At 64.9% G+C, this 25,618-nt stretch carries 14 protein-coding genes; 10 read left to right on the forward strand and 4 right to left on the reverse strand.

From position 1 onward, the window contains the following. Window positions 1-23: 23 nt before the first annotated feature. Both G559_RS0124400 and G559_RS0124405 read right to left on the reverse strand, forming a co-directional pair. The gene (locus tag G559_RS0124400; protein WP_028630742.1) at window positions 24-1,061 is read right to left on the reverse strand and encodes a GGDEF domain-containing protein; all 1,038 of its coding nucleotides are present in this window, start codon (window positions 1,059-1,061) and stop codon (window positions 24-26) included. A 10-nt stretch (window positions 1,062-1,071) separates the two neighbouring features. Beyond that, entirely contained in the window at window positions 1,072-2,421 is a 1,350-nt protein-coding gene (locus tag G559_RS0124405) for an MATE family efflux transporter (RefSeq protein WP_028630743.1), read from the reverse strand. Between the two features lie 141 nt (window positions 2,422-2,562). Between G559_RS0124405 and G559_RS0124410 the strand changes: the two genes are divergently transcribed. The 3 genes from G559_RS0124410 (at window position 2,563) to G559_RS0124420 (ending at window position 11,959) form a co-directional block, all read left to right on the forward strand. After that, a complete protein-coding gene (locus tag G559_RS0124410) occupies window positions 2,563-7,467 on the forward strand; it encodes an alpha-2-macroglobulin family protein (protein ID WP_028630744.1) in 4,905 nt (1,634 codons plus the stop codon). A gap of 85 nt (window positions 7,468-7,552) precedes the next feature. Then, a complete protein-coding gene (gene pbpC, locus G559_RS0124415; RefSeq protein WP_028630745.1) occupies window positions 7,553-9,895 on the forward strand; it encodes a peptidoglycan glycosyltransferase PbpC in 2,343 nt (780 codons plus the stop codon). Between the two features lie 132 nt (window positions 9,896-10,027). Then, the gene (locus tag G559_RS0124420) at window positions 10,028-11,959 is read left to right on the forward strand and encodes a methyl-accepting chemotaxis protein (RefSeq protein WP_028630746.1); all 1,932 of its coding nucleotides are present in this window, start codon (window positions 10,028-10,030) and stop codon (window positions 11,957-11,959) included. Window positions 11,960-12,181: 222 nt separating this feature from the next. On the opposite strand, the gene G559_RS29290 is transcribed toward G559_RS0124420, so the two are convergent. Further along, window positions 12,182-13,348, reverse strand: coding sequence for a GGDEF domain-containing protein (locus G559_RS29290; protein WP_051246880.1), 1,167 nt, complete (start codon window positions 13,346-13,348; stop codon window positions 12,182-12,184). A gap of 85 nt (window positions 13,349-13,433) precedes the next feature. Then, window positions 13,434-13,853, reverse strand: a complete 420-nt coding sequence (locus G559_RS29295) for a DMT family transporter (RefSeq protein ID WP_245586544.1) — start codon at window positions 13,851-13,853, stop codon at window positions 13,434-13,436. Window positions 13,854-14,139: 286 nt separating this feature from the next. On the opposite strand from G559_RS29295, the gene fdnG reads away from it, so the two are divergent. The 7 genes from fdnG to G559_RS30125 all read left to right on the forward strand — a co-directional run bounded on the left by fdnG (window position 14,140) and on the right by G559_RS30125 (window position 25,578). Continuing rightward, window positions 14,140-17,214, forward strand: coding sequence for a formate dehydrogenase-N subunit alpha (gene fdnG / locus G559_RS0124440; RefSeq protein ID WP_155945754.1), 3,075 nt, complete (start codon window positions 14,140-14,142; stop codon window positions 17,212-17,214). An 11-nt stretch (window positions 17,215-17,225) separates the two neighbouring features. Continuing rightward, window positions 17,226-18,131 carry a formate dehydrogenase subunit beta gene (gene fdxH, locus G559_RS0124445; protein WP_028630749.1) on the forward strand — a complete coding sequence of 302 codons (906 nt, stop codon included), beginning with the start codon at window positions 17,226-17,228 and terminating at the stop codon, window positions 18,129-18,131. Window positions 18,132-18,200: 69 nt separating this feature from the next. Next, the gene (locus tag G559_RS0124450) at window positions 18,201-18,830 is read left to right on the forward strand and encodes a formate dehydrogenase subunit gamma (RefSeq protein WP_028630750.1); all 630 of its coding nucleotides are present in this window, start codon (window positions 18,201-18,203) and stop codon (window positions 18,828-18,830) included. Between the two features lie 340 nt (window positions 18,831-19,170). Next, a complete protein-coding gene (gene fdhE / locus G559_RS0124455; RefSeq protein WP_028630751.1) occupies window positions 19,171-20,100 on the forward strand; it encodes a formate dehydrogenase accessory protein FdhE in 930 nt (309 codons plus the stop codon). 49 nt (window positions 20,101-20,149) lie between these two features. Then, window positions 20,150-21,556 carry an L-seryl-tRNA(Sec) selenium transferase gene (gene selA / locus G559_RS0124460; RefSeq protein WP_028630752.1) on the forward strand — a complete coding sequence of 469 codons (1,407 nt, stop codon included), beginning with the start codon at window positions 20,150-20,152 and terminating at the stop codon, window positions 21,554-21,556. Then, window positions 21,553-23,463 carry a selenocysteine-specific translation elongation factor gene (selB, locus tag G559_RS0124465; RefSeq protein WP_028630753.1) on the forward strand — a complete coding sequence of 637 codons (1,911 nt, stop codon included), beginning with the start codon at window positions 21,553-21,555 and terminating at the stop codon, window positions 23,461-23,463. The genes selA and selB overlap by 4 nt, the downstream gene beginning before the upstream one ends. Window positions 23,464-23,763: 300 nt before the next feature. Then, window positions 23,764-25,578, forward strand: coding sequence for an ATP-dependent nuclease (locus tag G559_RS30125; protein ID WP_081668155.1), 1,815 nt, complete (start codon window positions 23,764-23,766; stop codon window positions 25,576-25,578). Window positions 25,579-25,618 lie beyond the last annotated feature (40 nt).

Raw genomic sequence — 25,618 nt, forward strand, 5'->3', positions numbered from 1 at the left:
CATCAGGTTCGTTGTCGTTGTGGTCATCCTTGCCGGGCGAGGTACTCCACCCGGTTGCGGCCATTCTGCTTGGCCAGGTACAGCCCACGGTCGGCGCGTTCCAGGGCGGTGGTCCGGGTATCGCCGGGCTGTACCAGGGTCGCGCCGAAGCTGGCGGTCTGCGCCAGGGCGTGGCCTTCCAGCGGGATGGTCTCCTGCTCGATGGCTCGGCGCAGGCGCTCGGCCACCTGCTGCAACTCGGTCTCGTCATGCACCGTTATCAGGGCGACGAATTCTTCGCCGCCCAGGCGTGCCAGCAAGTCCTGGGGCCGCAACGCGGCGCTCATGCGGCGGGCACATTCCCACAGCACCTGGTCACCAGCGCCGTGGCCATGCTGGTCATTGACCTTCTTGAAGTGGTCCAGGTCGCAGTAGATCACCCCCAGCTTGAGGTCGCTGCCGAGTAGCTTGGCCAGTTCCAGCGGGTAGAACTGGTTGAAGCCGCCGCGGTTCCACAGCTGGGTCAACGGGTCCATCAGCGCCTTGCGCTGTTCGCGGTCCACCGCCTCGCGCAGGTTGCGGGTCTGCTGGCTCAGCATGTGCATCTGCAGATAGCCCTGGGCCAGGGTCGCCAGGTCGCGTAGGCGGGTGCGCTCGAAGCGGCTGAAGGCGCGCGGGGTCGGGTCCAGCAGGCAGAGGGTGCCGATGGGTTGGCCGTCGGCGGAGTAGATCGGCTGGCCGGCATAGAAGCGCAGGTAGGGCGGGCCCAGCACCAGCGGATTATCGGCAAAGCGTGGGTCGCGGCGGGCGTCCTCCACCAGCAACAGGTCGTCCTGGAGGATGGCGTGGCCGCAGAAGGAAATGTTCCGTGGTGTTTCCTGTGCCGCCAGGCCGATGCGCGCCTTGAACCACTGGCGATCCTGGTCGATCAAGCTGATCAGCACCGTGGCCACGTTGAACAGGTCGCGGGTCAGTCGCACCAGGGTATCGAGGTAGTGCTCGGCGGGTGTGTCGAGGATCTCCAGGTTCTGCAGTGCCTGAAGGCGTCGTGGTTCATCGGGGTGGCAGGGGGCGGCCAGCATTGTCTACTCCTTATCCGTGGGCACCGGCGAACCAGGCGTCGCGCTTGTTCAGACGCCATGCCAGTGTACCGAGGCTGAGCCCGCGCACTGCCATGAAGGCGAGGAAGGCCAGCCAAAGTCCGTGGTTGCCGAGAAACTGTAGCCCCCATCCCAATGGCAGGCTAAGGGCGACCGCCACCAGCATGGCATCGCGCATTTCCCGGGCACGGGTGGCGCCGATGAACAGGCCGTCCAGCAGGTAGCTCCAGACCGCGATCAGCGGCAGCAGCGCCAGGTAGGGCAGGTAGGTGTGAGCCACCTCGCGCACGGCAGTGATATCGCTCTGCATATCAATGAACAGGCCGCCAGCAACGGCGAAGAACAGCGCAAAGGCCAGGCTCGCCAGCAGCGACCAGCCACCGGCCACCAACAGGGAGCGCCGCAGGCTCAGGCGGTCGCGGGCGCCGATGGCGTGCCCGCACAGGGCTTCCACGGCATGGGCCAGGCCATCCAGGGCGTAGGCGGTCACCAGCAGGCCATTGAGCAGCAAGGCGTTGGCCGCCACCGTGGCGTCGCCCATCCGCGTGCCCTGAACCGTCAGCAGGAAGAACACCAGCTGAAGTGCCAGGGAGCGGATGAAGATGTCGCGGTTGACCGCCAGCAACGGCCGCCAGTTGCGCCACAGCCGCAGCGCCGGCCAATCGATGCGGCCGGGGTGGCGGAGCAGGGCGCCACGGGTGAGCGCCAGGCCGATCAGCGCGCCGCTCCACTCGGCAATCACCGCCGCCCGCGCTGCACCGGCCACGCCCCAGTCCAGTCCGAGCACGAACCACAGCGCCAGGGCGATATTGGCGAGGTTGGTGCCCAGCAGGATGGCCAGGGGCGCGCGGGCGTTCTGCGTGCCAAGGAACCAGCCGACCAGGGCGTAGTTGGCCAGCGCGGCAGGGAGGCCGAGCAGGCGCAGGTGGAAGAATTCGCGGGTCAGTGCGTCCAGCTCGGCCGACGGGTTCATCAGCCCCAGGGCCAGGTCGCTGAAAGGCACTGCCAGCAGGCCCAGCAGCAGGGCCAGACCCAAGGCCAGGCCCAGCCCCTGCAACAACACCTGGCGCAGGGCGCCACCGTCCGCGCGGCCGGCTGCCTGGGCGGCGAAGCCGGTGGTGCCCATGCGCAGGAAGCCCAGTACGCCGAGCAACAGCATGTACAGGGTGCTGCCGACTGCCACCGCGCCCAGTTGGTGGGCGTGGGGCAGGTGGCCCACCACCGTGCTGTCCACCAGGGCGACCAGGGGCACGGAGATGTTCGAGAGAATCATGGGAGCGGCCAGCGCCCAGACCTTCTTGTGGGTCGGGGAATGCCGCCAGGCGTCGAGGAACAGACTCATGCAGGGCTCCAGTCAAGCCGCGCAGTATAGCGGCGCGACGTTTCGAGAGGCGTATCGCCCCTGCCGTCATCCGGATGCCACCGGAGCGCCACGCTGGTCTATAGTTCGCCGCCTATACGCACTCCCCATCGAGAGCCTGCCATGCCGAAGAAAGGACTACTTCTGGCCGTGGTGCTGAGCCTGCTCAGCGCCTGCGATTCCTCCACCCCCGAGCAGCCGGCGAGCAAGTCGCCGCCTGCCGCTATCGAGCAGGCGGCTCGCCCGGCCGTCGACACCGCCGCCCTGGCCACGCGCTACGCCGGCCGCGAGCTGAAGGTGATCGACGTATCCGAAGTGCAGCTCGACGGCGCCAGTGCGCTGTCGGTGACCTTCTCGGTGCCGCTGGACCCGGAGCAGACGTTCGCCGAGCGCCTGCACCTGGTGGACAGCAAGGACGGCAAGGTGGACGGCGCCTGGGAGCTCTCCGACAATCTGATGGAGCTGCGCCTGCGCCATCTGGAGCCCAAGCGCAAACTGGTGCTGACCATCGACCCCGGCCTGCGTGCGGTGAATGACGCGCGCCTGGCCGAAGAGCACATCACCCGCCTGGAAACCCGCGACCTGCAAGCCACCGTCGGCTTCGCCAGCCGTGGCTCGCTGCTGCCCACCCGCCTGGCCGAAGGCCTGCCGGTGATCGCGCTGAACGTCGACAAGGTCGACGTGGACTTCTTCCGCGTGAAGACCGAATCCCTGCCCGGTTTTCTCGCCCGCTGGGGCAAGCGCGGTGCCCTGGACGTCTGGGAAGCCCGCGAACTGCTGAAGATGGCCGACCTGGTCTACACCGGCCGCTTCGACCTGAAGCCCGCACGCAACACCCGCGAAACCCTGCTGTTGCCCATCGCCAACCTTGATCCGATGAAGCAGCCCGGTGTCTACCTGGCGGTAATGAAGGAAGCCGGCAGCTACACCTATTCCAACCCGGCGACGCTCTTCACCCTGAGCGACATCGGCCTCTCCGCCCACCGCTACCGCGACCGCCTGGATGTCTTCACCCAGGCCCTGGAAGGGGGCGCCGCCCAGGCCGATATCGCCCTGGAACTGCTGGACGGCGAAGGCCGCGTACTGGCCGAAGGCAAGACCGATGGCAAAGGCCACGCCGAACTGCCGCTGCCGCCCAAGGCCGAAGTGCTGATTGCCCGCAAGGATGAGCAGACCAGCCTGCTGCGCCTGTCCGCGCCCGCGCTGGACCTGGCCGAGTTCGACATCGCCGGCCCGGCCAGCCACGCCCTGCAGTTCTTCGTCTTCGGCCCGCGCGACCTCTACCGTCCGGGGGAGACCGTGCTACTCAACGCCCTGCTGCGCGATGCCGATGGCCGCGCGGTGGCGGGCCAGCCGGTGACCGTGGAAGTACGCCGACCCGACGAACAGGTCAGCCGCCGCTTCGTCTGGGAAGCCGGGGAGGGCGGCTTCTACCAGTACCCGTTGCAGCTCGCCGCTGAAGCACCCACCGGACGCTGGCAGTTGCTCTTCGATCTGGGTGACGGCAAGCCGCAGCTCTACGAATTCCTCGTCGAAGACTTCCTGCCCGAGCGCATGGCCCTGGAGCTCAAGGGCAGCGACCAGCCGTTCGCGCCCCGCGATAGCGCGCGCTTCCAGGTCACCGGCCGTTACCTCTATGGCGCGCCGGCCTCCGGCAACCGTCTGACCGGCCAGCTCTACGTGCGACCGTTGCGTGAAGCAGTGAAAGGGCTGCCCGGCTACCAGTTCGGTTCGGTGACCGAGGACGAGTTGAAACAGGACATCGAACTCGACGAAACCCGACTCGACGCCGACGGCAAGACCGAGCTGAACATCGAAACCCGCTGGGCCGAGGCCAAGTCGCCCCTGCAGTTGATCCTCCAGGCCAGCCTGCAGGAGTCCGGCGGCCGCCCGATCACCCGCCGCCTGGTGCAGCCGGTGTGGCCGGCCGAGCGCCTGCCGGGCCTGCGCGCATTGTTCGACGGCGAGGAAACCGACGCCGACAGCCTGGCCGAGTTCGAGCTGCTGGTGGCCGACCCCGAAGGCAACAAGCTGGCCGCCGACAACCTCAAGGTGCGCCTGGTGCGCGAGCGCCGCGACTACTACTGGAACTACTCCAACAACGATGGCTGGACCTACCACTTCAACGAGAAGTACCTGAACCTCTCCGAAGAACAGGTGCAGGTGGCAGCCGGCGGCACGGCCAAGGTCAGCTTCCCGGTGGAGTGGGGCCCCTACCGCGTGGAAGTGGAAGACCCGCAGACCGGCATCACCAGCAGCCTGCGCTTCTGGGCCGGCTACCGCTGGCAGGACAACGCCGAAGGCGGCGCAGTGCGCCCGGACCAGGTCAAGCTGGCGCTGGACAAGCCGGCCTATGCCGCCGGCGAAACCGCCAAAGTCACGGTCACCCCGCCCAGCGCCGGCAGCGGCTACCTGCTGGTGGAGTCCGCCGAAGGGCCGCTGTGGTGGCAACCCATCGAAGTACCGGCCGAAGGCAAGCGCTTCGATATCCCGGTGGCCAAGGACTGGGCGCGTCACGACCTCTATGTCAGCGCGCTGGTGATCCGCCCCGGCGAGCGCAAGGCCAGCGTCACGCCCAAGCGCGCCGTAGGCCTTTTGCACCTGCCGCTGGAACGGGCGCCGCGCAAGCTGGCCCTCACCCTCACCGCGCCTGAGAAGATGCGGCCCAAGCAGCCGCTGAAGGTCCAGGTGCAGGCGAAGAACGCCGATGGCAGCATGCCCAAGCAGGTGAACGTGCTGGTGGCCGCAGTGGATGTGGGCATCCTCAACATCACCGGCTACGCCACGCCGGATCCCTTCGCCACGCTCTTCGGCCGCAAGGCTTATGGCGCTGACCAATTGGACGTCTACGGCCAACTGATCGAAGCCGGGCAGGGGCGCCTGGCGACCCTGGCCTTCGGTGGCGACGCGGCGCTGGCCGGCGGAGGCAAACGCCCGCAGACCAGCATCACCATCGTTGCCCTGCAAAGCATGCCGGTAACCCTGGACGACCAGGGCCAGGGCGAGGTCAGCCTGGATATTCCCGACTTCAACGGCGAACTGCGCCTGATGGCCCAGGCCTGGACCGATGAGCGCTACGGCATGGCGGAGGCCAAGACCATCGTGGCCGCACCCTTGGTAGCGGAACTGGCTGCGCCGCGCTTCCTCGCCGGTGGCGACCAGACCACCCTGGCGCTGGACCTGACCAACCTCTCCGGCAAGCCGCAGCGCCTGGACATCAACCTGGAAAGCAGCGGCCAACTGGACCTTGCCCAGAGCGGTGGCGCCCAGACGGCGCCTGTCCAGCTCGCCGATGGCCAGCGCACCACCCTGCGCATCCCGGTGCGCGCCGTGGGCGGCTACGGCCAGGGTAGCTTCAAGGTGACGGTCAACGGCCTGGAACTGCCGGGCGAGAACCTGCCGCCGTTCAGCCGCGAATGGACCCTTGGCGTGCGCCCGGCCTATCCGGCCCAGCTCAAGCAGTTCCGCGCGGTGCTCAAGGGCGATGCCTGGAGCCTGCCGGCAGGCACTCTCGACGCCTTCGAGCCGAATGGGCGCGAGGCCCTGCTGCAACTCTCCAGCCGCCCGCCGCTGAATCTGGGTGAGCAGGTGCGCGCCCTCAAGGCCTACCCCTACGGCTGCGTCGAGCAGACCACCAGCGGTCTTTACCCGTCGCTTTACGCCGATGCCGCCTCCCTCAAGCGCCTGGGCCTGGAAGGCGAACCGGACGACAAACGCCGCAAGTCCATCGAACTGGGCATCGAACGCCTGCTGGGCATGCAGCGCTACAACGGCAGCTTCGGCCTGTGGAGTTCGGACGGCGAAGAGGAATACTGGCTGACCGCCTACGTCACCGACTTCCTCCTGCGCGCCCGTGACCAGGGTTTCGCCGTGCCGCCGGAAGCCTTGAAGAAGGCCAGCGAGCGGCTGCTGCGCTACCTGCAGGAGCGCAGCCTGATCGAGATCAGCTACAGCCAGAATGCCGACCACACGCGCTTTGCCGTGCAGGCCTATGCCGGTTACGTCCTGGCGCGCAGCCAGCAGGCGCCCCTGGGCGCACTGCGCAGCCTGTGGGAGCGTCGCGCCGATGCCCGCTCCGGCCTGCCGCTGGTGCAGCTGGCGGTGGCCCTCAAGCTGATGGGCGACGCGCCTCGCGCCGACCAGGCCCTCGAGCTGGGCCTGCGTGTGCAACGCGAAAGCCGCGATTGGCTGGCCGACTACGGCAGCCCGCTGCGCGACCAGGCGCTGATTCTCGCCGTGCTGGAGGAGCACGACCTGGCTGCCGGCGTCCGCGAGCAGCGCCTGTTCGACCTGGCCGACCTGGTGGCCGGCGAGCGCTGGCTGTCCACCCAGGAACGCAACGCCCTGTACCTGGCCGGTCGTGGCCTGCTGGGCAAACCCGAGCCGAACTGGAGCGCGCAACTCACCGCGGGTGACCAGCAGCGCGAGCTGAACAACCAGCAGCCGGGGCTCAAGCTGGACGGCGCCCTGCTGGCCGAGCCGCTTCGCATCGCCTCTGGCGGCAGTGAACCGCTTTATCAGCAACTGACGTTGTCCGGCTATCCGTTGGCGGCACCGCCCGCCGGAGGCGATAACCTCACCATTCGCCGCGAGTTCCTCGGCGTGGATGGCCAGCGCCTCGACCTCAAGGCCCTGGACAGCGGCGATCTGGTGCTGGTGCACCTGGCCATTGAAGCCAAGGAACGGGTCCCCGACGCCCTGGTGGTGGACCTGCTGCCGGCCGGCCTGGAACTGGAGAACCAGAACCTCGCCCAGAGCGCCGCCAGCCTGGACGACGCCAGCAGCGCGGTGAAGGCGTGGCAGAAGTCCATGCAGAACGCCGCCATCAAACACCAGGAGTTTCGCGACGACCGCTACGTGGCCGCCCTGGATGTCGGCGAGTACGGCACCACCCACTTGCTCTACTTGGCCCGTGCCGTCACCCCCGGCACTTACCGCGTGCCGCCGCCCACGGTGGAATCCATGTACCGACCGAACTGGCAGGCGTTGGGCGATGCGCCGGAGCAGTTGGTGGTGAGAGGGAAGTAGAGGCGTCACCAACGAGCGTCCGGGCTACACCGAGTAGCCCGGATGAAATCCGGGGCGCGGTGTCGATCAGGCGCATTCGAATTCCATGAGTAAAGGTTGGTTCAAACTTGGCTTCCGCCGCCCCTGGCTCGCCATTCCGCTGACGCTGTTGGCGCTGCTTTGGTCGGCCGACCGCCTATTCCCGCTGCCCCTGCCGGGCGACGACCTGGCGCGGGTGGTGCTGGCCGAGGACGGCACGCCGCTCTGGCGCTTCGCCGATGCCGAGGGCGTGTGGCGCTACCCGGTCAGCCTGGACCAGGTGTCCCCCTATTACCTGGAAGCGCTGCTCACCTATGAGGACCGCTGGTTCTACCAGCATCCTGGCGTGAATCCGCTGGCCCTGGCCCGTGCCGCCTGGCTCAACCTCACTGGCGGGCGCGTGCTTTCCGGCGGCAGCACCCTGTCGATGCAGGTGGCGCGGCTGCTCGATCCGCACCCGCGCACCTACACCGGCAAGCTGCGTCAACTCTGGCGCACGGCCCAACTGGAGTGGCACCTGTCGAAGGATGAAATCCTCGGCCTCTACCTCAACCGCGCACCCTTCGGCGGCACCTTGCAGGGCGTGGCGGCGGCGAGCTGGGCCTACCTCGGCAAGCCGCCGTCCCAGCTCACCCGCGCCGAGGCGGCGCTGCTTGCCGTGCTGCCCCAGGCCCCCAGTCGGCTGCGCCCGGACCGCCATCCCGAACGCGCCCAGGCTGCGCGCGACAAGGTGCTGCGGCGCCTGGCGCAGTTCCAGGTCTGGCCGGAGGGCGCCGTGCAAGAGGCCATGGAGGAGCCGGTGCTCCTGGCGCCGCGCCAGGAACCCAGCCTGGCACCACTGCTGGCGCGGCGACTGAACAAACCCGACAGCCCGCCGCTGATCCGCACGACCCTCGATGCCGCCTTGCAGCGTCGCCTGGAAGACCTGCTGCTGGGTTGGCGTGCGCGCCTGCCGGAGCGCACCTCGGCGGCGATCCTGGTGGTGGAGCACCAGACCATGGCCGTGCGGGCCTACCTGGGTTCGGTCGACATCACCGATGAGCGCCGCTTCGGCCATGTGGACATGATCGAGTCGCTGCGCTCCCCCGGCTCGACCCTAAAACCCTTCCTCTACGGCATGGCCCTGGACGCCGGGCTGATCCATTCCGAATCCCTGCTGCAGGATGTGCCGCGGCGCTACGGCGACTACCGTCCCGGCAACTTCGCCGCGGGGTTCACCGGCCCGGTGTCGGCCAGCGAGGCGCTGGGCATGTCCCTCAACCTGCCCGCGGTGCAATTGCTGGAGGCCTATGGGCCGAAGCGCTTCGCCGGGGAATTGCGCAACGTCGGCGTATCGCTGGTGCTGCCGGCGGCCAGTGAACCCAACCTGGCGCTCATCCTCGGCGGTGCCGGCAGCAAGCTGGAGGAGTTGGTCAGTGGCTACAGCGCCTTCGCCCGTCAGGGCCGCGTTGCTCACCTGCGCCTGCAGCCCCAGGACGTGCTGCAGGAGCGCAGGCTGCTGTCGCCCGGCGCCGCCTGGATCATCCGCCGCATCCTCGCCGGCCAGGCCCGCCCGGACCGCGACCCGCGTGCAAGGCTGACCCAGCGCCCGGTGCTGGCCTGGAAGACCGGCACCAGCTATGGCTTGCGCGATGCCTGGGCCATCGGCGTTGGCCCGCGTCACCTGATCGGTGTGTGGATAGGCCGCCCCGACGGCACCCCGGTGCCTGGTCAGTTCGGCCTGGCCTCGGCCGCGCCGTTGCTGCTGCAGGTGCATGACCTGTTGATGAACCGCGACACCCAGCGCGGCATCGCCCAACCCCTGGACCCGCAGCCGCCGGAGGTGAGTGTGGCGGCCATCTGCTGGCCCCTCGGCCAGCCCATGGCCAAGGGCGACCCGAATTGTCGCCGTCAGCGTTTCGCCTGGACCCTGGAGGGCACCACGCCGCCAACACTGCTTGCGGCCGACCAGCCCCTCGGCCTGGGGCTTCGCCAGCTGCTCTGGGTGAACGCTAAAGGTCGCCAGGTCGCGGCGGGGTGCAGTGGCGCCCAGGCGCGTGAGCTGGTGCTCTGGCCGGCGCCCCTGGAGCCCTGGCTGCCGCGCCGCGAGCGACGTGCGGCGCGCCTACCCGCGGTGGACCCGACCTGTCCGCCGCAGTTGCCGCCACCGGCTGCACCGTTGTCCATCGTCGGGGTGCGTGAGGGCGACCAGCTGCGCCGCCCGTCGGGCATCGCCGGGCCGCTGCGGCTCAAACTCTCGACTCTGGGTGGAAGCGGCCGGCGTTGGTGGTTCCTCGATGGCGCGCCGCTTGTCACCACGGCGCCGGAGGAGAGTTTCAGCCAGGCGTTCCGACGCAGTGGCCGGCACCAGTTGAGCGTGCTGGATGAGGCCGGACAGACCACTCGTCTGGAGTTCACCGTCACGGACTGACCGTTCGTTCAAGTTTTTGACGTTGGTCGCCGATATGCCTTGTTGGCAAAGAGTGGGAAAATTGTCGAACAATTTGTATACAATCTTCCGCCCTCGTCTCGACTCCAACAAGCATTCCAAGGAGACAACTCCATGCGCCTCTGGCAACGCAGCATTCAGTGGCAGCTGATCTTCAGCATGGGTACAGCCCTGCTCGCCGGCATTCTCATCGTCATCGGCATCTACTCGGTATTGATGAACCGCCTGACCGAACGTTTCCTGCTGGATGAAGCCTTGCCTGCCCGCGTAGAGGCCATTGGCAATTCCCTGGAGCGCACCCTCGCGGCGCCCATTACCGCCAACGCCGGCATCGCCGAGAACGCCCTGGTGCAAGACTGGCTGAGCGAAGGTGAAGATCCGGCCCGAGCCGAAGCCTTCGCCCGCTACCTGGAAGGCGTGCGTGCCCAGCAGAACGCCACCACCACCTCCATCGCCGTGATGGACAGCGGCCACTACTACACCGGCCAGGGCCTGGCACGCACCATCGACCGCAGCCAGCCGGAGAACCAGTGGTTCTACAAGCTGGTGGACAGCGACCGTAACCGGGTGCTGGAAATCGACATCGACAAGGGCACCCGCCTGCCGACCCTGTTCATCAACCAGCGCATCAGCCGCAACGGCAAGACGCTCGGTGTGTCCGGCCTGGGCTACAGCCTGCAGTCCATGTCCGAGATGATCCGCGACTTCCGCTTTGGCGAACGCGGTCGCGTGTTCCTGATGGACCGCGAAGGCGGTATCAAGGTCCACCCGGACGCCGCGCTCAACGGCAGCGCGCGCCTGGCGGATGTGTTTGGCGCCAGCCCAGCGACCGAACTGCTGGCCTCCGCTGGCAAAGCCATTCGCTTCAGCCGTGACGGTGAGGATTACCTCGCCCTGGCCCGCCCGCTGGAAAGCGTCGGCTGGTTGCTGGTGAGTGAAGTGCCCGAGGCGGAAATCTATGCCGAAGCGCGCAAGGCCATGTGGACCAGCAGCTTTGCCGGCTTCGGCGTGCTCGCCGTCTGCTTGCTGCTGGTGGTGCTACTGGCTCGCGGGTTGGTGCGGCCGATCCGCCAGGTCACCGCGGCCCTGGTGGAAATCGGCGGCGGTGGTGGTGACCTGACCCGTCGGCTGGATGAATCCCGCGCAGACGAACTGGGCGACCTCGCCCGCGGCTTCAACCGCTTCCTGGAAAGCCAGCGCAGCCTGATCGGTGAAGTGCTGGATACCAGCGAGCGTCTGCACAAGGTGGTCGGCCAAGTGGCCCAGGTGGTGGACAACACCGCCGGTCGCGCCGGCCAGCAGCAGGAAATGACCGACATGGTGGCCACGGCTGTGCACGAAATGGGTCTCACCGTGCAGGAGATCGCCCGTAACGCCGGTGCAGCCGCCCAGGCGTCGCAGCATGCACGCGATGAGTCCCTGCAGGCGCGGCAGGTCGTGGGCGAGTCGGTGGGGCATATCGAGAAGATGTCCAACGAGATCGGCGTCGCGGCCTCGGCGGTGAGCGAACTGGCCAGCCAGGTGGCGTCCATCGACCAGGTGCTGGCGGTGATCCGCGGCATCTCCGAACAGACCAACCTGCTGGCACTGAACGCCGCCATCGAAGCCGCCCGCGCCGGCGAGATGGGCCGTGGCTTCGCCGTGGTTGCCGATGAAGTACGCACCCTGGCCAGCCGCACCCAGTCCTCCACCGATGAAATCCAACAGATGATCCAGCGCCTCAAGCACGGCGCCGAAACCGCGGTGCACTCCATGCACGCCGGCCAGGCCGCCACCGGCACCGGTGTCGAAGCCAGCCAGCGCACCGGCACCTCCCTGGGCGCCATCACCGACCAGGTGGAACGCATCAGCGACATGAACCACCAGGTGGCGGCGGCGACCGAAGAGCAGTCCTCGGTGACCGAGGAAATCAACCGCAACGTCCAGGGTATCGCCGACCTGGCCCACGCCACCGCCAGCGAAGTGCGTGGCTGCCGCGAAGAATGCCAGACCCTCAGCCGCCTGGCTGGCGACCTGGCGCAACAGGTGGGCAAGTTCAGGTTGTAAGGGGAGCGGGCGGCGGGACGTTGTCCCGCTTGGCGAATGAATTCGTTATGTCTGCGTTAGCGGTTGCGAGACTTACCACCGGGCAAGAGCCTTGTAGGAGCTGGCTTGCCAGCGAAACGGGGCCATTCGCTGGCAAGCCAGCTCCTACGACGTGCAGACGCCCCCACAGAGAGCGGTGCGGCGGGAGCAGGGCGGCTCCGGCGCGAGTCACCTCTCTCCTCTTCAGGGAGAGGGGTCGGGGGAGAGGGACGCAGGGCCAGGCTCTGCCTCCGCCAATTCCAATCGGTCCCGCCCCAGTGCCTTGGCGCGGTACAGCGCATCGTCCACGCGCTTGAAGAAGGCCTCGGCACTGCCACCGTCGCGCTCGTCGAAACAGCCCAGGCCCAGGCTCGCGGTAACCGGCAAGTGCTGGCCGTCGAGTTCGAAGCCGCGATTGGCCAGGTCTTCACGGAACAGCTCGGCCAATTGGCGGGCCTGCTCCATGCTGGTGTCTGGCATCAGCACGCCGAACTCCTCGCCGCCCAGGCGCAGTAAGGCATCGCTGTCGCGGCGGAAGATCGCGCGCATGCGCTCGCCGAACGCCCGCAGGCAGGCATCGCCCATGCTGTGGCCGTGTTCGTCGTTGACCCGCTTGAAGAAGTCGATATCCATCAGCAGCAGCGACAACTCGCCGCCATGGCGCTGGGCACTGGCGCACATCGCCGGGAACAGGTTGTTGAACTGGTAGCGGTTGCCCAGTTGGGTCAGGCCGTCGGTGCGGCTCAGGGTATCCAGGCGCTGGCGTTGTTCCAGCAACTGTAGCTCCAGGGCAATCATGGTGCCGTACTCGCGGTGGCTGCGGTTCAGCGCCAGCAGCAGGTAGCTGAGGTAGAAGATGAGGGTGATCAGCTCGGCGCGCGTGCTGTCTGGCGACACACTCAACGCCACCAGCCCCGGCAGGTACAGCAGGAGGATGGCCAGTATCGCGCGGCGTCGGCGCATGGCGAAGTTGAAGGCCATGGCGGTGCTGAATGCAACGGTGGCCAGGGTGCCGATCAACCTGGACGACAGGAATTCGGGCGACAACAGCACCCAGGCATGGGCCAGGCCCCAGCCGATGGACGACACCAGGATCACGCCCCAGTGACGGTCCAGCCAGCGCTGCAGCTCGGGCTCGCTGCCCGCTGCGGGCGGATGGTGCAGCACGCGCGCAGCCAGCATCAGGGTAAAGAAGGCGCAGCCGGCCAGTCCCACGGCCAGGTGCTGCATGGGGGCTGCACTGAACAACCAGCAGAGCAGCCAGGCCAGCAAGTAGTAGACGCCGCCAAGCCTTGTGCGTGTGCGGGTGTCCTGCACTTCGCGCCAGAGGCGGAATCGCTCTGGGGAATGAGGTAGATCGGCGTCGGTCATCTATTTGTGATCACAGATACAGCAGAGGTCGGCTGAGCTTAGCCGTTCCATTGCGCCAATGACATCAGATTGACATTGCTTCCGTTTATCCCCGACGAATGAGCCAGACGCCGCCGATGATCAGCGCCAGACCGGCCAGCTTGCCCATGCTGATAGGCGCTTCGCGGTAACCGGCCCAGCCGAAGTGATCCAGCATCAGCGCCATGCTCAGTTGGCCGGCCAGCACCAGCGCCATGAACAGCAGCGCACCGATGCGCGGCCCGGCGAAGGCGGCGGTCGCGATGAACACGGCGCCCAGCAGGCCGCCGCTCCACTGCCACCAGGTCACGCCCTTGAGCGCCTCGAACGTTGGCAGGTCGCGTTGCATCAGCACCACGGTGAGCAGCGCAAGGGTGCCCACCACGAAGGACGCCAGCGCCGCACTCATGACACTGGAAACCTGCTTGGCGAGTTGGCCGTTGATGCCGGCCTGCAAGGGCAGGAATGAGCCGGCGACGAAGGGCAGGGCGAGTAGTCACCAGGCCTTGGGCATGGCGATCTCCGGGAAAAATAGGGGCGCGTAGTATGCCCGATCGTCGCCGGTCAGTTCCTTCAAGGCCACTGCGTTTCTCCCTTGGGCATGTTGGCGCTCGGTTGCAGACCTGTCGGGATTCGACAGTCTGCCAATAGGTCGCCACCCGCGCCCCTCCAGGCTCCCTTTCTGGCATTACCCCCGAACCTGACTACCCTTTTATTGGATATGCCTGCCCAGCTATGTACTGGGCAGGGCCTGCCTGATGAGGGAGAACACGATGGACATGAATCGTCGTCAGTTCTTCAAGGTCTGTGCCGTGGGCCTTGGAGGATCGAGCCTGGCGGCTCTGGGGGTAGCGCCCCCGGAAGCCTTCGCCGACCAGGTGCGCCATTTCAAACTGGCGCGTACTGTCGAGACGCGCAACACCTGCCCTTACTGCTCGGTCGGCTGCGGCCTGATCATGTACAGCCAGGGCGACGCGGCGAAAAACGTCGCGCAGAACATCATCCATATCGAAGGCGACGCGGATCACCCGGTGAACCGTGGAACCCTCTGCCCGAAGGGCGCCGGTCTGCTGGATTTCGTCCACAGCCCCAACCGCCTCAAGTACCCGGAGATTCGCGAGCCCGGCTCCAGCGAGTGGAAGCGCATCGAGTGGGATGACGCCCTCGATCGCATCGCCACGCTGATGAAGGCCGACCGCGACGCCAACTTCGTCGAGAAGAACGACCAGGGCCAGACGGTGAACCGCTGGCTGACCACGGGCTTCCTCGCGGCGTCGGCGTCCTCCAACGAGGCCGGCTACATCACCCACAAGGTGGTGCGTTCCCTTGGCATGCTGGGGTTCGATAACCAAGCGCGTGTCTGACATGGCCCGACGGTGGCAGGTCTTGCCCCGACGTTTGGCCGTGGAGCCATGACGAACCACTGGACCGACATCAAGAATGCCGATCTGGTGCTGATCATGGGCGGCAACGCCGCCGAAGCCCACCCTTGTGGATTCAAGTGGGTCACCGAAGCCAAGGCGCACAATAACGCCCGGCTGATCGTGGTCGATCCGCGCTTCACCCGTTCGGCATCCGTCGCCGATTACTACGCGCCGATCCGCACTGGCACCGATATCGCCTTCCTCGGCGGTCTGATCAACCACCTGATCACGCAGGACAAGATCCAGCACGAGTACGTGCGCAACTACACCGACGCACCTTTCATCGTGAACGACGGCTTCACCTTCCAGGACGGCCTGTTCAGCGGTTACGACGAGGCCAAGCGCGCCTATCCCGACAAGTCCAGCTGGAGCTATGCCAAGGGCGAAGACGGCTACGTGCTGTCCGACATGACCCTGCAGGACCCGCGCTGCGTGTTCCAGTTGATGAAGCAGCACTACAGCCGCTACACGCCGGACCTGGTGAGCAGCATCTGCGGCACGCCGAAGGAACAACTGGAAAAGGTCTGGAGCCAGATTGCGGAGACCTCCGACCCGCGCAAGACCATGACCATCATGTATGCCCTGGGCTGGACCCAGCACTCGGTGGGCTCGCAGATGATTCGCACCGGCGCCATGGTGCAGCTCCTGCTGGGCAATATCGGCATGCCCGGCGGTGGCATGAACGCCCTGCGCGGCCACTCCAACATCCAGGGCCTGACCGACCTCGGCCTGCTCTCCAACTCCCTGCCGGGCTACCTGACCCTGCCGGCCGATGCCGAGCAGGACTACGCCGCGTACATCGACAAACGCGCGGCCAAGCCGGTGCGGCCGGGGCAGATGTCCTACTGGCAGAACTACGGCAAGTTCCACGTCAGCCTGATGAAGTCCTGGTTCGGCAAGTCGGCCACTGCCGAGAACAACTGGTGCTACGACTGGTTGCCCAAGCTCGATGTACCGGCCTATGACGTGTTGCGTTACTTCGACCTGATGCACCAGGGCAAGGTGAACGGCTATTTCTGCCAGGGCTTCAACCCCATTGGCTCCTTCCCCAACAAGGCCAAGGTCACTGAAAGCCTCAGCAAGCTGAAGTACCTGGTGGTCATGGACCCGCTGGCCACCGAAACCTCCGAGTTCTGGCGCAATGCCGGCGAGTTCAACGACGTCGACAGCGCCAGCATCCAGACCACGGTATTCCGCCTGCCCACCACCTGCTTCGCAGAGGAAGACGGCTCCCTGGTCAACAGCGGGCGCTGGCTGCAATGGCACTGGAAGGGCGCCGAACCACCGGGGCAGGCACGTACCGACATCGCCATCATGGGCGGCCTGTTGCATCGCCTGCGCGCGGCCTACACGAAAGACGGCGGCGCCTTCCCCGACCCGATCCTGGGGCTTGACTGGAATTACCTGCGTCCGGATGAACCAGGGCCGGATGAGATCGCCCGCGAGTTCAACGGCAAGGCCCTGGCCGACCTCACCGACCCGGCCACCGGCGCGGTGCTGCTGAAGGCTGGCGAACAAGTGCCGGGCTTCGCCGTACTGCGCGACGATGGCAGTACCGCCAGTGGCTGCTGGATCTTCGCCGGCTGCTGGACCGCCGCCGGCAATCAGATGGCTCGCCGCGACAATGCCGACCCCTACGCCATGGGCCAGACCCTCGGCTGGGCCTGGGCCTGGCCGGCGAACCGGCGCATCCTCTACAACCGCGCCTCGGCCGATCCCTCCGGCAAACCGTGGAACCCGGAGAAGAAACGCCTGGTGTGGTGGAACGGCAAGGCCTGGACCGGCACCGATGTGCCGGACTACAAGGCTGACGTCGCGCCGGAAGCGGGCATGAGCCCGTTCATCATGAACCCCGAAGGCGTGGCGCGTTTCTTCGCCCTCGACAAGATGAACGAAGGCCCGTTCCCCGAGCACTACGAACCCTTCGAGACCCCCATCGGGCGCAACCCCTTGCACCCGGAACACGCCAAGGTCACCAGCAACCCGGCCGCGCGGGTGTTCAAGGGCGACTGGGAAGCGTTCGGCAAGGCGGCCGACTTCCCCATCGCCGCCACCACCTACCGCCTCACCGAGCACTTCCACTTCTGGACCAAGCACTGCCGGCTGAACGCGATCACCCAGCCCGAGCAGTTCGTCGAGATCAGCGAAGTGCTGGCCAAGGAACTGGGCATCGCGGCGGGTGATCGGGTCAAGGTCTCCTCCAACCGCGGCTTCATCAAGGCTGTGGCAGTGGTGACCAAACGCCTGAAACCGCTGACCGTGGACGGCAAGACCGTGCACCAGGTCGGCATTCCGCTGCACTGGGGCTTCTCCGGTGTGGCGCGCCCCGGCTACATCACCAATACGCTTACTCCCTTCGTCGGCGACGGCAATACGCAGACGCCGGAGTTCAAGTCGTTCCTGGTGAAAGTGGAAAAGGCATGAGGAGCTGAGCCATGGCATCACAAGACATCATCGCCCGCTCCGCCACCACCACGCCCATGCCATCCGTGCGCCAGATGGACGAGGTGGCCAAGCTCATCGACGTCTCCAAGTGCATCGGCTGCAAGGCCTGCCAGGTGGCGTGCTCGGAATGGAACGACCTGCGTGACGAGGTCGGCCAGAACCACGGCACCTACGACAACCCGGCAGACCTCACGGCCAACACCTGGACCCTGATGCGCTTCACCGAGCATGAGACCGAGGCCGGCAACCTGGAGTGGCTGATCCGCAAGGACGGCTGCATGCACTGCGACGAACCGGGCTGCCTAGCGGCCTGCCCGAGCCCCGGCGCCATCGTGAAATACGCCAACGGCATCGTCGACTTCAACCAGGACAAATGCATCGGCTGCGGCTACTGCATCACCGGCTGCCCGTTCGATATCCCGCGCATCTCGCAGAAGGACCACAAAGCCTACAAGTGCACCCTGTGTTCCGACCGCGTGTCCGTGGGGCTGGAGCCGGCCTGCGTGAAAACCTGCCCGACTGGCGCCATCGTCTTCGGCACCAAGGAAGACATGAAGGAACACGCCGCCGAGCGCATCGTCGACCTGAAATCACGCGGCTTCGAGAACGCTGGACTCTACGACCCGGCGGGTGTCGGCGGCACCCACGTCATGTACGTGCTGCACCACGCCGACAAGCCCTCGCTCTACGCCGGCCTGCCGGACGAGCCCGCCATCAGCCCCATGGTCAGCCTGTGGAAAGGCGTCACCAAACCCCTGGGCCTGCTGGCCATGGGCGTGGTGGCGCTGTTCGGCTTCTTCCACTACGTACGGGTCGGCCCGAACAAAGTGGACGAAGACGAAGCGCCACGTGGCGATACGACGGTACACAAGGTCGACCCGAAATCGCCGAGCTGAGATAAACGCCCCCTCTCCCTCTGGGAGAGGGCCGGGGTGAGGGAACTTCACCCTGACCAGGAGCTGGACATGAACAAAGACATCGAACGCTACACCCCCTCCGAGCGCAGCAACCACTGGGCGGTGGCCATCCTCTTCATCCTCGCCGGGCTTTCCGGCCTGGCACTGTTCCATCCCGCCCTGTTCTGGCTGACCAGCTTCTTCGGCGGCGGGCCCTGGACGCGCATCCTGCACCCGTTCCTCGGCGTGGCCATGTTCCTCTTCTTCATCTGGTTGGCCCTGCGTTTCGCCCACCACAACCGCTGGGAAAAGTCCGATAGCCAATGGCTCAAACAGTGGAAGGACGTGGTGAATAACCGCGAGGACAAGCTGCCCGAAGTCGGACGCTACAACGCCGGCCAGAAGCTGCTGTTCTGGGTGCTGCTGCTCAGCATGCTGGTGCTGCTGGCCACAGGCGTGGTGATCTGGCGGCAGTACTTCAGCCACCTGTTCGGCATCGACATCATCCGTCTCGCCGCGCTGCTGCACGCCTTCGCCGCCTGGGTGCTGATCCTCAGCATCATCGTCCACATCTACGCCGGCATCTGGATCAAGGGCTCCATCAGCGCCATGCTCCACGGCTGGGTCAGCAAGGGCTGGGCCCGCAAACACCACGGCGCTTGGTACAAGCAAGTCAGCAAGGAGGAGGGCAAGCGCTGAACCCGATGCCTGTGTTTTTTCTGTATGGGCTCAGCCCCGCTCTGAGGCCGGCAAGAGGCACGGCCGTAGGATGGCGTAGAGCGAAGCGAAACCCATCAAATAAGCGCTGTGGGAGCGAATTCATTCGCGAAGGGTTCGTAGCCAGTAGCCCGGACGAAATCCGGGGAGTGTTCAACGCCGCTCCCGGATTTCATCCGGGCTACGATTTGCCAGTTCGCAATTGGATGGCGCGGGCGGCGTTCCGCTAGAGCGAAGCGAAACCCATCAAATAGGCGCAAACGGCGGGTATCGCGTTGCTCCACCCACCCTACACACAGCCAATCCACTGAAGGAGTCCTGCGTGGCAGGCCAGATACTCGAACCCGGCCAGATCGAGGCCGCAGCCAACATCCCACCCTTCCTCCATGTACCCGGTCGTGACCTGTTCATGGTTCGCGCCGAGCGCCTGCGTCACCTTGCCGATGGCCATCCGCTGGCCGGCTACCTGCTGCTGGTGGCTGATCTGTGCAAAGCCCAGCAACAGGTCCTCGACAACCCACCCGCGCTCCCCGGGCCAGCACCCGAGGCCGTTGCCCGTAGCCGCGAACACGGCATGCCGCCCATTGCCTTCGAAGCCCTGGTGCGCGCCGATGGCTGGCTGGCCGCCCTGGACGCGCTGCTGGTTCGCGTAGAGGCCATCACCAATCCCGCCGTTGCCGAAGCCGTTCAGCAACTCAAGAACGCCGACACCGCCCAGCGCAAGACCTGGGGCGTGGCGCTGCTCAGTGGCCAGTTCGACCTGCTGCCACCCGCCATTGCCCCCTTCGTTGGCGCCGCCCTGCAAGTCGCCTTCAGCCACTGGCTGCTGGCCCTGCCCAATGACGTGATCGTGGAGAGCGAGGCCAAGGTCCTCTGCCCGGCCTGTGGCTCACCCCCGGTGGCCGGCATGGTTCGTCATCGCGGCAAGTACAACGGCCTGCGCTACCTCGCCTGCTCGCTGTGCTCCTGCGAGTGGCACTACGTGCGGCTGAAATGCAGCCACTGCCAGGAAAGCAAACACCTGGCCCATCTCTCGCTCGACCGCGACGGCGTGAAGGGCGAACGGGCGCCGATCCGCGCCGAGGCCTGCCCCAACTGCCAGGGCTACCTCAAACAGTGCTACCTGGAGTTCGACTCCGGTGCCGAAGCCCAGGCCGACGACCTGGCCAGCCTCGATCTCGACCTGCGCCTGAGCGAAGAGGGCTACCTGCGCCGCGCGCCCAACCTCCTGCTGGCCCCCGGATCGGATTAAGCACCTAGACTCAACAACGGACCTGATTGCCCCACGCTAAGGAATGCCCATGTCGGCCGCTCGCTTGCCCTCCGTCGACCGTCTTCTGCGCAGCCCGGCCTGCGCCCCCCTGCAACAGCGATACGGCCGCGAGGCGTTGCTCAAGACCCTGCGCGACCTGCTGGATGAACTGCGCGAACCCGCCCGCCAAGGTCAACTCGCTGCCATCGAACTGACCGACGCCGTGCTCGCCGGCCGTGCTGGTGAACGGCTCGCCGCCTGGCATTCCAGCCGGGTGCGGCGCGTGTTCAACCTCACCGGCACCGTCCTGCACACCAACCTCGGCCGCGCCCTGTTGCCGGATGAAGCCATCGAAGCCATCACCCTCGCCGCACGCTACCCGCTCAACCTGGAATTCGACCTGGCCACTGGCAAACGCGGCGACCGCGACGACCTCATCACCGGGCTGATCCGTGAGCTCACCGGCGCCGAGGCGGTCACCGTGGTCAACAACAACGCCGCGGCCGTGCTGCTCGCGCTGAACAGCCTGGGCGCACGCAAGGAAGGCGTGATCTCCCGGGGCGAACTGATCGAGATCGGCGGCGCGTTCCGCATCCCCGACATCATGGCCCGCGCCAGTGTGAAACTGGTGGAAGTGGGCACCACCAACCGCACCCACGCCAAGGACTACGAGGCCGCCATCGGCCCGCGCACCGGCCTGCTCATGCGCGTGCACACCAGCAACTACAGCGTGCAGGGTTTCACCGCCAGCGTACCCACGGCAGAGCTGGCTGCCATCGCCCACGCCCACGGCCTGCCGCTTCTGGAAGACCTTGGCAGCGGCACCCTGGTCGACCTCACCCGCTGGGGCCTGCCCAAGGAACCCACCGTGCAGGAAGCCCTGCGCGACGGCGCCGATATCGTCACCTTCAGCGGCGACAAATTGCTCGGCGGCCCCCAGGCTGGCCTGATCCTCGGCAGCAAGGAACTGATCGGGCGGATCAAGAAAAACCCGCTCAAACGCGCACTGCGCGTGGACAAGCTGACCCTCGCCGCCCTCGAAGCGGTGCTTGGGCTCTATCGCGACCCGGAGCGCCTTGCCGAACGCCTTACCACCTTGCGCCTGCTCAGCCGCCCGCAGGCCGACATCCGCGCCCAGGCCGAACGCATCGCCCCGCTGGTGACCACCCAGCTCGGCAGCACCTGGCGGGTGAGCGTGGAGCCTGCCCTCGGCATGATCGGCAGCGGTGCCCAGCCCGTGGCGCGCCTGCCCAGCGCAGCCCTGTGCCTGCGTCCGCAGCAGCCCAAACGCCTGCGCGGCCGCGCGCTGCACCAACTCGAAGAGAGCCTGCGCACCCTGCCCATTCCCGTGATCGGCCGACTCGACGACGACGCCCTCTGGCTCGACCTGCGCCAGCTCGACGACGAACCGGCCTTCATCGCCCAACTGCCGCACCTGCAGGGGGGCGTTGAGTGATAGTCGGCACGGCGGGCCATATCGACCACGGCAAGACCGCCCTCCTCAAAGCCCTCACCGGACTGGACGGCGACCGCCGCCCGGCCGAGCGTGAGCGCGGCATCACCATCGACCTCGGCTACCTGCACGCCGACCTGGGCGACGGCCAGCCCACCGCCTTCATCGACGTGCCCGGCCACGAGCGCTTCGTCCACAACATGCTGGCCGGCGCCTGCGGCATCGACCTGCTGCTGGTGGTCGCCGCCGACGACGGCGTGATGCCGCAGACCCGCGAACACCTCGCCATCGCCGAACTGCTCGGCATTCGCCGCGCCCTGGTGGCGCTGACCAAGATCGACCGGGTAGCACCCGAGCGCGTCGAACAGGCGCGCGCCGAAGTCGTCGCGCTGCTGGCGCCTGGTGCGCTGGCTGGGGCTGAACTCTTCCCTGTGGATAGTGTGAGCGGGAAGGGTGTCGACGCCTTGCGCAGCGCCTTGTTGGCCGAGGCGACCCTTACCGCTGGGCGCAGGGCTGACGGCCATTTCCGCCTGCCCATCGACCGGGCCTTCAGCGTGTCCGGTGCGGGCGTGGTGGTCACCGGCACCGCCTTTGCCGGGCAGGTAAAAGTAGGCGACGAACTGGTGCTCAGCCCATCCGGCAGGACAGTGCGCGTACGCGGCCTGCACGCCCGCAACCAACAGGTAGACCAAGCCTGCGCCGGCCAGCGCGTGGCCCTGAACATCGCCGGCGAACGCCTGGCCCTGGAGCACCTGCATCGTGGCGACTGGCTGCTGGCGCCGCCCTTGCTGGCACCCAGCACCCGCCTGGACATCGACCTGCGCCTGCTCCCCGGCGAGCCCCACGACCTCGCCCACTGGACGCCTGTGCATATCCACCTCGGCGCCCAGGATGTCACCGGCCGTGTAGCCCTGCTGGAACACAACAGCCTTGCCCCCGGCCGGCGTACCTTCGCCCAGCTGCTGCTCAACGCGCCTGCACATGCGGTCCACGGCGACCGCCTGGTGCTGCGCGACCAGTCCGCCCAACGCACCCTTGGCGGTGGCCGCGTACTCGACCCCTTCGCGCCTGCCCGCAACCGTCGCACGCCCGAACGCCTGGCCGAACTTGAAGCCCTGCGCGGAGAGGGGCTGGAAGCCGCCCTGCCAGCCTTGCTGAGTACGGCCCACAACGGCCTCGACCCGCAACGGCTGGAACGCCAGTTCAACCGCCCCCGCACAGGCTGGGCGCTGCCCGAAGGCGCTGTGGAAATCCCCACCCGCCTCGGCCCGCGCCTCTTCGCACAACAACGCTGGCAGGCCCTGGCGCAACAATTGGTCGAAGGCCTCGCACACTTCCACGCCGAGCTGCCCGACGAACTCGGCCCCGACCGCGACCGCCTGCGCCGCTACGCACTTTCCGAACTGGAACGCCCCATCTTCATCGCCTTGCTCGAACACCACCTCGCCAGCGGCGCCGTGCAAGCCAGCGGCCCCTGGCTGCACCTGCCCGACCACCGCGTACAACTCAGCCCCGAGGACGAACTCCTGCGCCAACGCATCTGGCCATTGCTGGAAGCAGGCGGCTTCGACCCACCCTGGGTCCGCGAACTCGCCCGCGAACTGACCGTGGAAGAGGGCGCCATGCGCCTGCTGGAACGCAAACTCGCGCGCCTCGGCCAACTGCACCAGGTGGTAAAAGACCTGTTCTACCCGGATGCGACCATCCGCCAACTGGCTACACTGGCCCGGCAACTGCAGGATGAACACGGCAGCATCAAGGCCGCCCACTGGCGCGACCGCCTCGCCATCGGCCGCAAACGCAGCATCCAGCTACTGGAATACTTCGATCGCATCGGCTTCACCCGCCGCATCGGCGACCAACGCAAGATCAGGGAAGACTCAGCCTTGGCCCAAGCGCCTATGCCCTGATCACAGATTTTGGAAGGCAAGCACGCCCGGTGGCGTGGCCGGGCTTCAAACCCGTTTCGGGGCTAATTCATTGATGGTTTATGACAGCAAAAAGCGGTCAATCTGCGGCTTTTTTGATGCACCACTGGCTATTTCTGGACTTCCTTATCAAATTTTTTCGACTCTTTTTCGACACCCTAAGAATCTATTGCATAGTGCTTCACGGTGAGGAAATCCAGTTCTTCTTAGAAAGGTCCTTGTAAACGCTTAGGTGTTCTGGCAAAAATGAAGGCGTTTTGACATCATTCAAGGGAGCTGATCGTGAAAGTCAGAAAACTATATATAAACAACTTCCGAGGCATATCCTCTGCTGAGATAGATATCGAGAACTTCACTAGTTTTATAGGTCCGAACAATATTGGTAAATCCACAATACTGCATGCGCTTAATATTGTTTTGGATAATAAGAAGCCTACGGTTGATGATTGGCCTAACAAAAAGCCCTCTCAAGAATCCATGGAGATTGTGGTTGAGTTCGGGGAGCTCGAGGACTGGGAGAGAAACAAGCCAGCTATTTCAGGGCTGCTGCATGAAGATAAGCTTATTGTCAAGCTAGCTGGGACATGGGAAATTGAGTCTGAGCAACCGTCGTCTGATTATAGTGTTTACTGCACCATAGATGAAGTCCCATGGTCAGGGATTACAGAAGCTAGAAAAATAGCAGAGGCACAAGAGTGTATGGAGGCTCTTGGAATAACAAATGCTGCCGAATTCAAGGCAAAAAGTGCAGAATTAGAAGGAATGTTTAAGGATAGATATCCAGGTCTCGTCAATGCACGAACCGATTGGCACGTTAAAAAATTTGCTAATTCTCTTCAGCAAGCAGTTCCTCATGTTATGTATGTTCCTGCTTGCTTCAAGATAGAAGACGAGCTTAAGACTACGGCAAATACTCCATTTTCATTTCTTTTCTCCAATAAGCTATTTCCGATTGTTAAGAGTGATGCCTCATACAAAGAGTATGTAGAAAAAGCGGGATATCTTCAGAAAAAGCTTAAGTCTAAAGCTGGTGGTGAAGAGGTAATAGAAGGGCTTGGCGAGGCGCTTGAGCAAGTAAGTGCAACACTGAATGAGGTCTTGGATTTTGACTCGAAGGTTCGGCTGGCCATCGGCGAAGTCGACATTGAGCCTCTATTCATGAAGGCTGCTACTTTGCTCATCGATGAAGAGTTTGAGTCAAGTCTTCAATATCAAGGAAGCGGCGTCCAGCGGGCGTTAGCATTTGCTATGCTCGAAAGCACTGCAGGACACGCCTCAATTGTTGAAGGTGGCGAACGGTCAGTGGTTGTACTGTATGAAGAGCCGGAGCTTTATATACACCCACATTTGATGCGTAGGCTCAAGTCTGCATTGGTGAGCAAGACGGGGTCCCCAAAATGGCAAGTTATTTGCTCCACGCATTCTCCGTTTCTAATTTCGCTTGCTGATAAGCCTGAATCATTGAAATTGATTCGGAAGAATGCAGAGAATAAGAGGATTATTCACCAGCTTGCCTCTAATATTTTTGAAGAAGGGGGCGAATATGATGAGCGGTCTTTGTTGCGGGCGACGTTGGACTTTCATCCTACCGTTTGTGAAAGCCTTTTTGCGAAGAGAGTTGTTTTGGTGGAAGGAGACACAGAAGTTGCTGTTTTCTCCATGGTTGAAGAGCTTCTAGGTAAGCTAGATCTGACTTCTGATCTTGTAAAGGATACTACGATAATATCCGCTGGAGGAAAGTGGACTATTCCAGCTATTTGCAAGGTTTTGAATGCTTTGGGTATCGATTATCGAGTTATTCACGATGAGGATCGTCATGGTCTTTCTGATGGGGAACTTGCGGATAAACCGGCAATCCATCCATTTAAGGCAAATGCCAAAATTGCTAGTGTTGCTAATTCCAAGAACGTTTATGTTGTCTCGGATACATTTGAGCATGTTCTTTGGGATTCGGCGGCAGATGAAATAGCAAGTTCTAAAGACAAGCCGTACAACTCGTGGAAGAGAGTGAGAAAATATCTTGATGGTGATGTGGTGCTTACTGATAATAGTAAGGAAAAACTCACCAATATATTAATGTTCGCGTTCTGTTCCTGAAGTTCTATTACTGGAGGGGCCTAGTCGGCCCCTCTTACCA

This window comes from Metapseudomonas resinovorans DSM 21078, assembly GCF_000423545.1.
Taxonomy (GTDB): Bacteria; Pseudomonadota; Gammaproteobacteria; order Pseudomonadales; family Pseudomonadaceae; genus Metapseudomonas; species Metapseudomonas resinovorans.

Coding starts and splice junctions, on each gene's coding strand:
- G559_RS0124420 (WP_028630746.1), top strand. CDS start 10,028: ATGCGCCTCTGGCAACGCAGCATTCAGTGGCAGCTGATCTTCAGCATG.
- G559_RS0124405 (WP_028630743.1), bottom strand. CDS start 2,421: ATGAGTCTGTTCCTCGACGCCTGGCGGCATTCCCCGACCCACAAGAAG.
- G559_RS0124400 (WP_028630742.1), bottom strand. CDS start 1,061: ATGCTGGCCGCCCCCTGCCACCCCGATGAACCACGACGCCTTCAGGCA.
- fdxH (WP_028630749.1), top strand. CDS start 17,226: ATGGCATCACAAGACATCATCGCCCGCTCCGCCACCACCACGCCCATG.
- G559_RS0124450 (WP_028630750.1), top strand. CDS start 18,201: ATGAACAAAGACATCGAACGCTACACCCCCTCCGAGCGCAGCAACCAC.
- pbpC (WP_028630745.1), top strand. CDS start 7,553: ATGAGTAAAGGTTGGTTCAAACTTGGCTTCCGCCGCCCCTGGCTCGCC.
- G559_RS29290 (WP_051246880.1), bottom strand. CDS start 13,348: ATGACCGACGCCGATCTACCTCATTCCCCAGAGCGATTCCGCCTCTGG.
- selA (WP_028630752.1), top strand. CDS start 20,150: ATGTCGGCCGCTCGCTTGCCCTCCGTCGACCGTCTTCTGCGCAGCCCG.
- G559_RS0124410 (WP_028630744.1), top strand. CDS start 2,563: ATGCCGAAGAAAGGACTACTTCTGGCCGTGGTGCTGAGCCTGCTCAGC.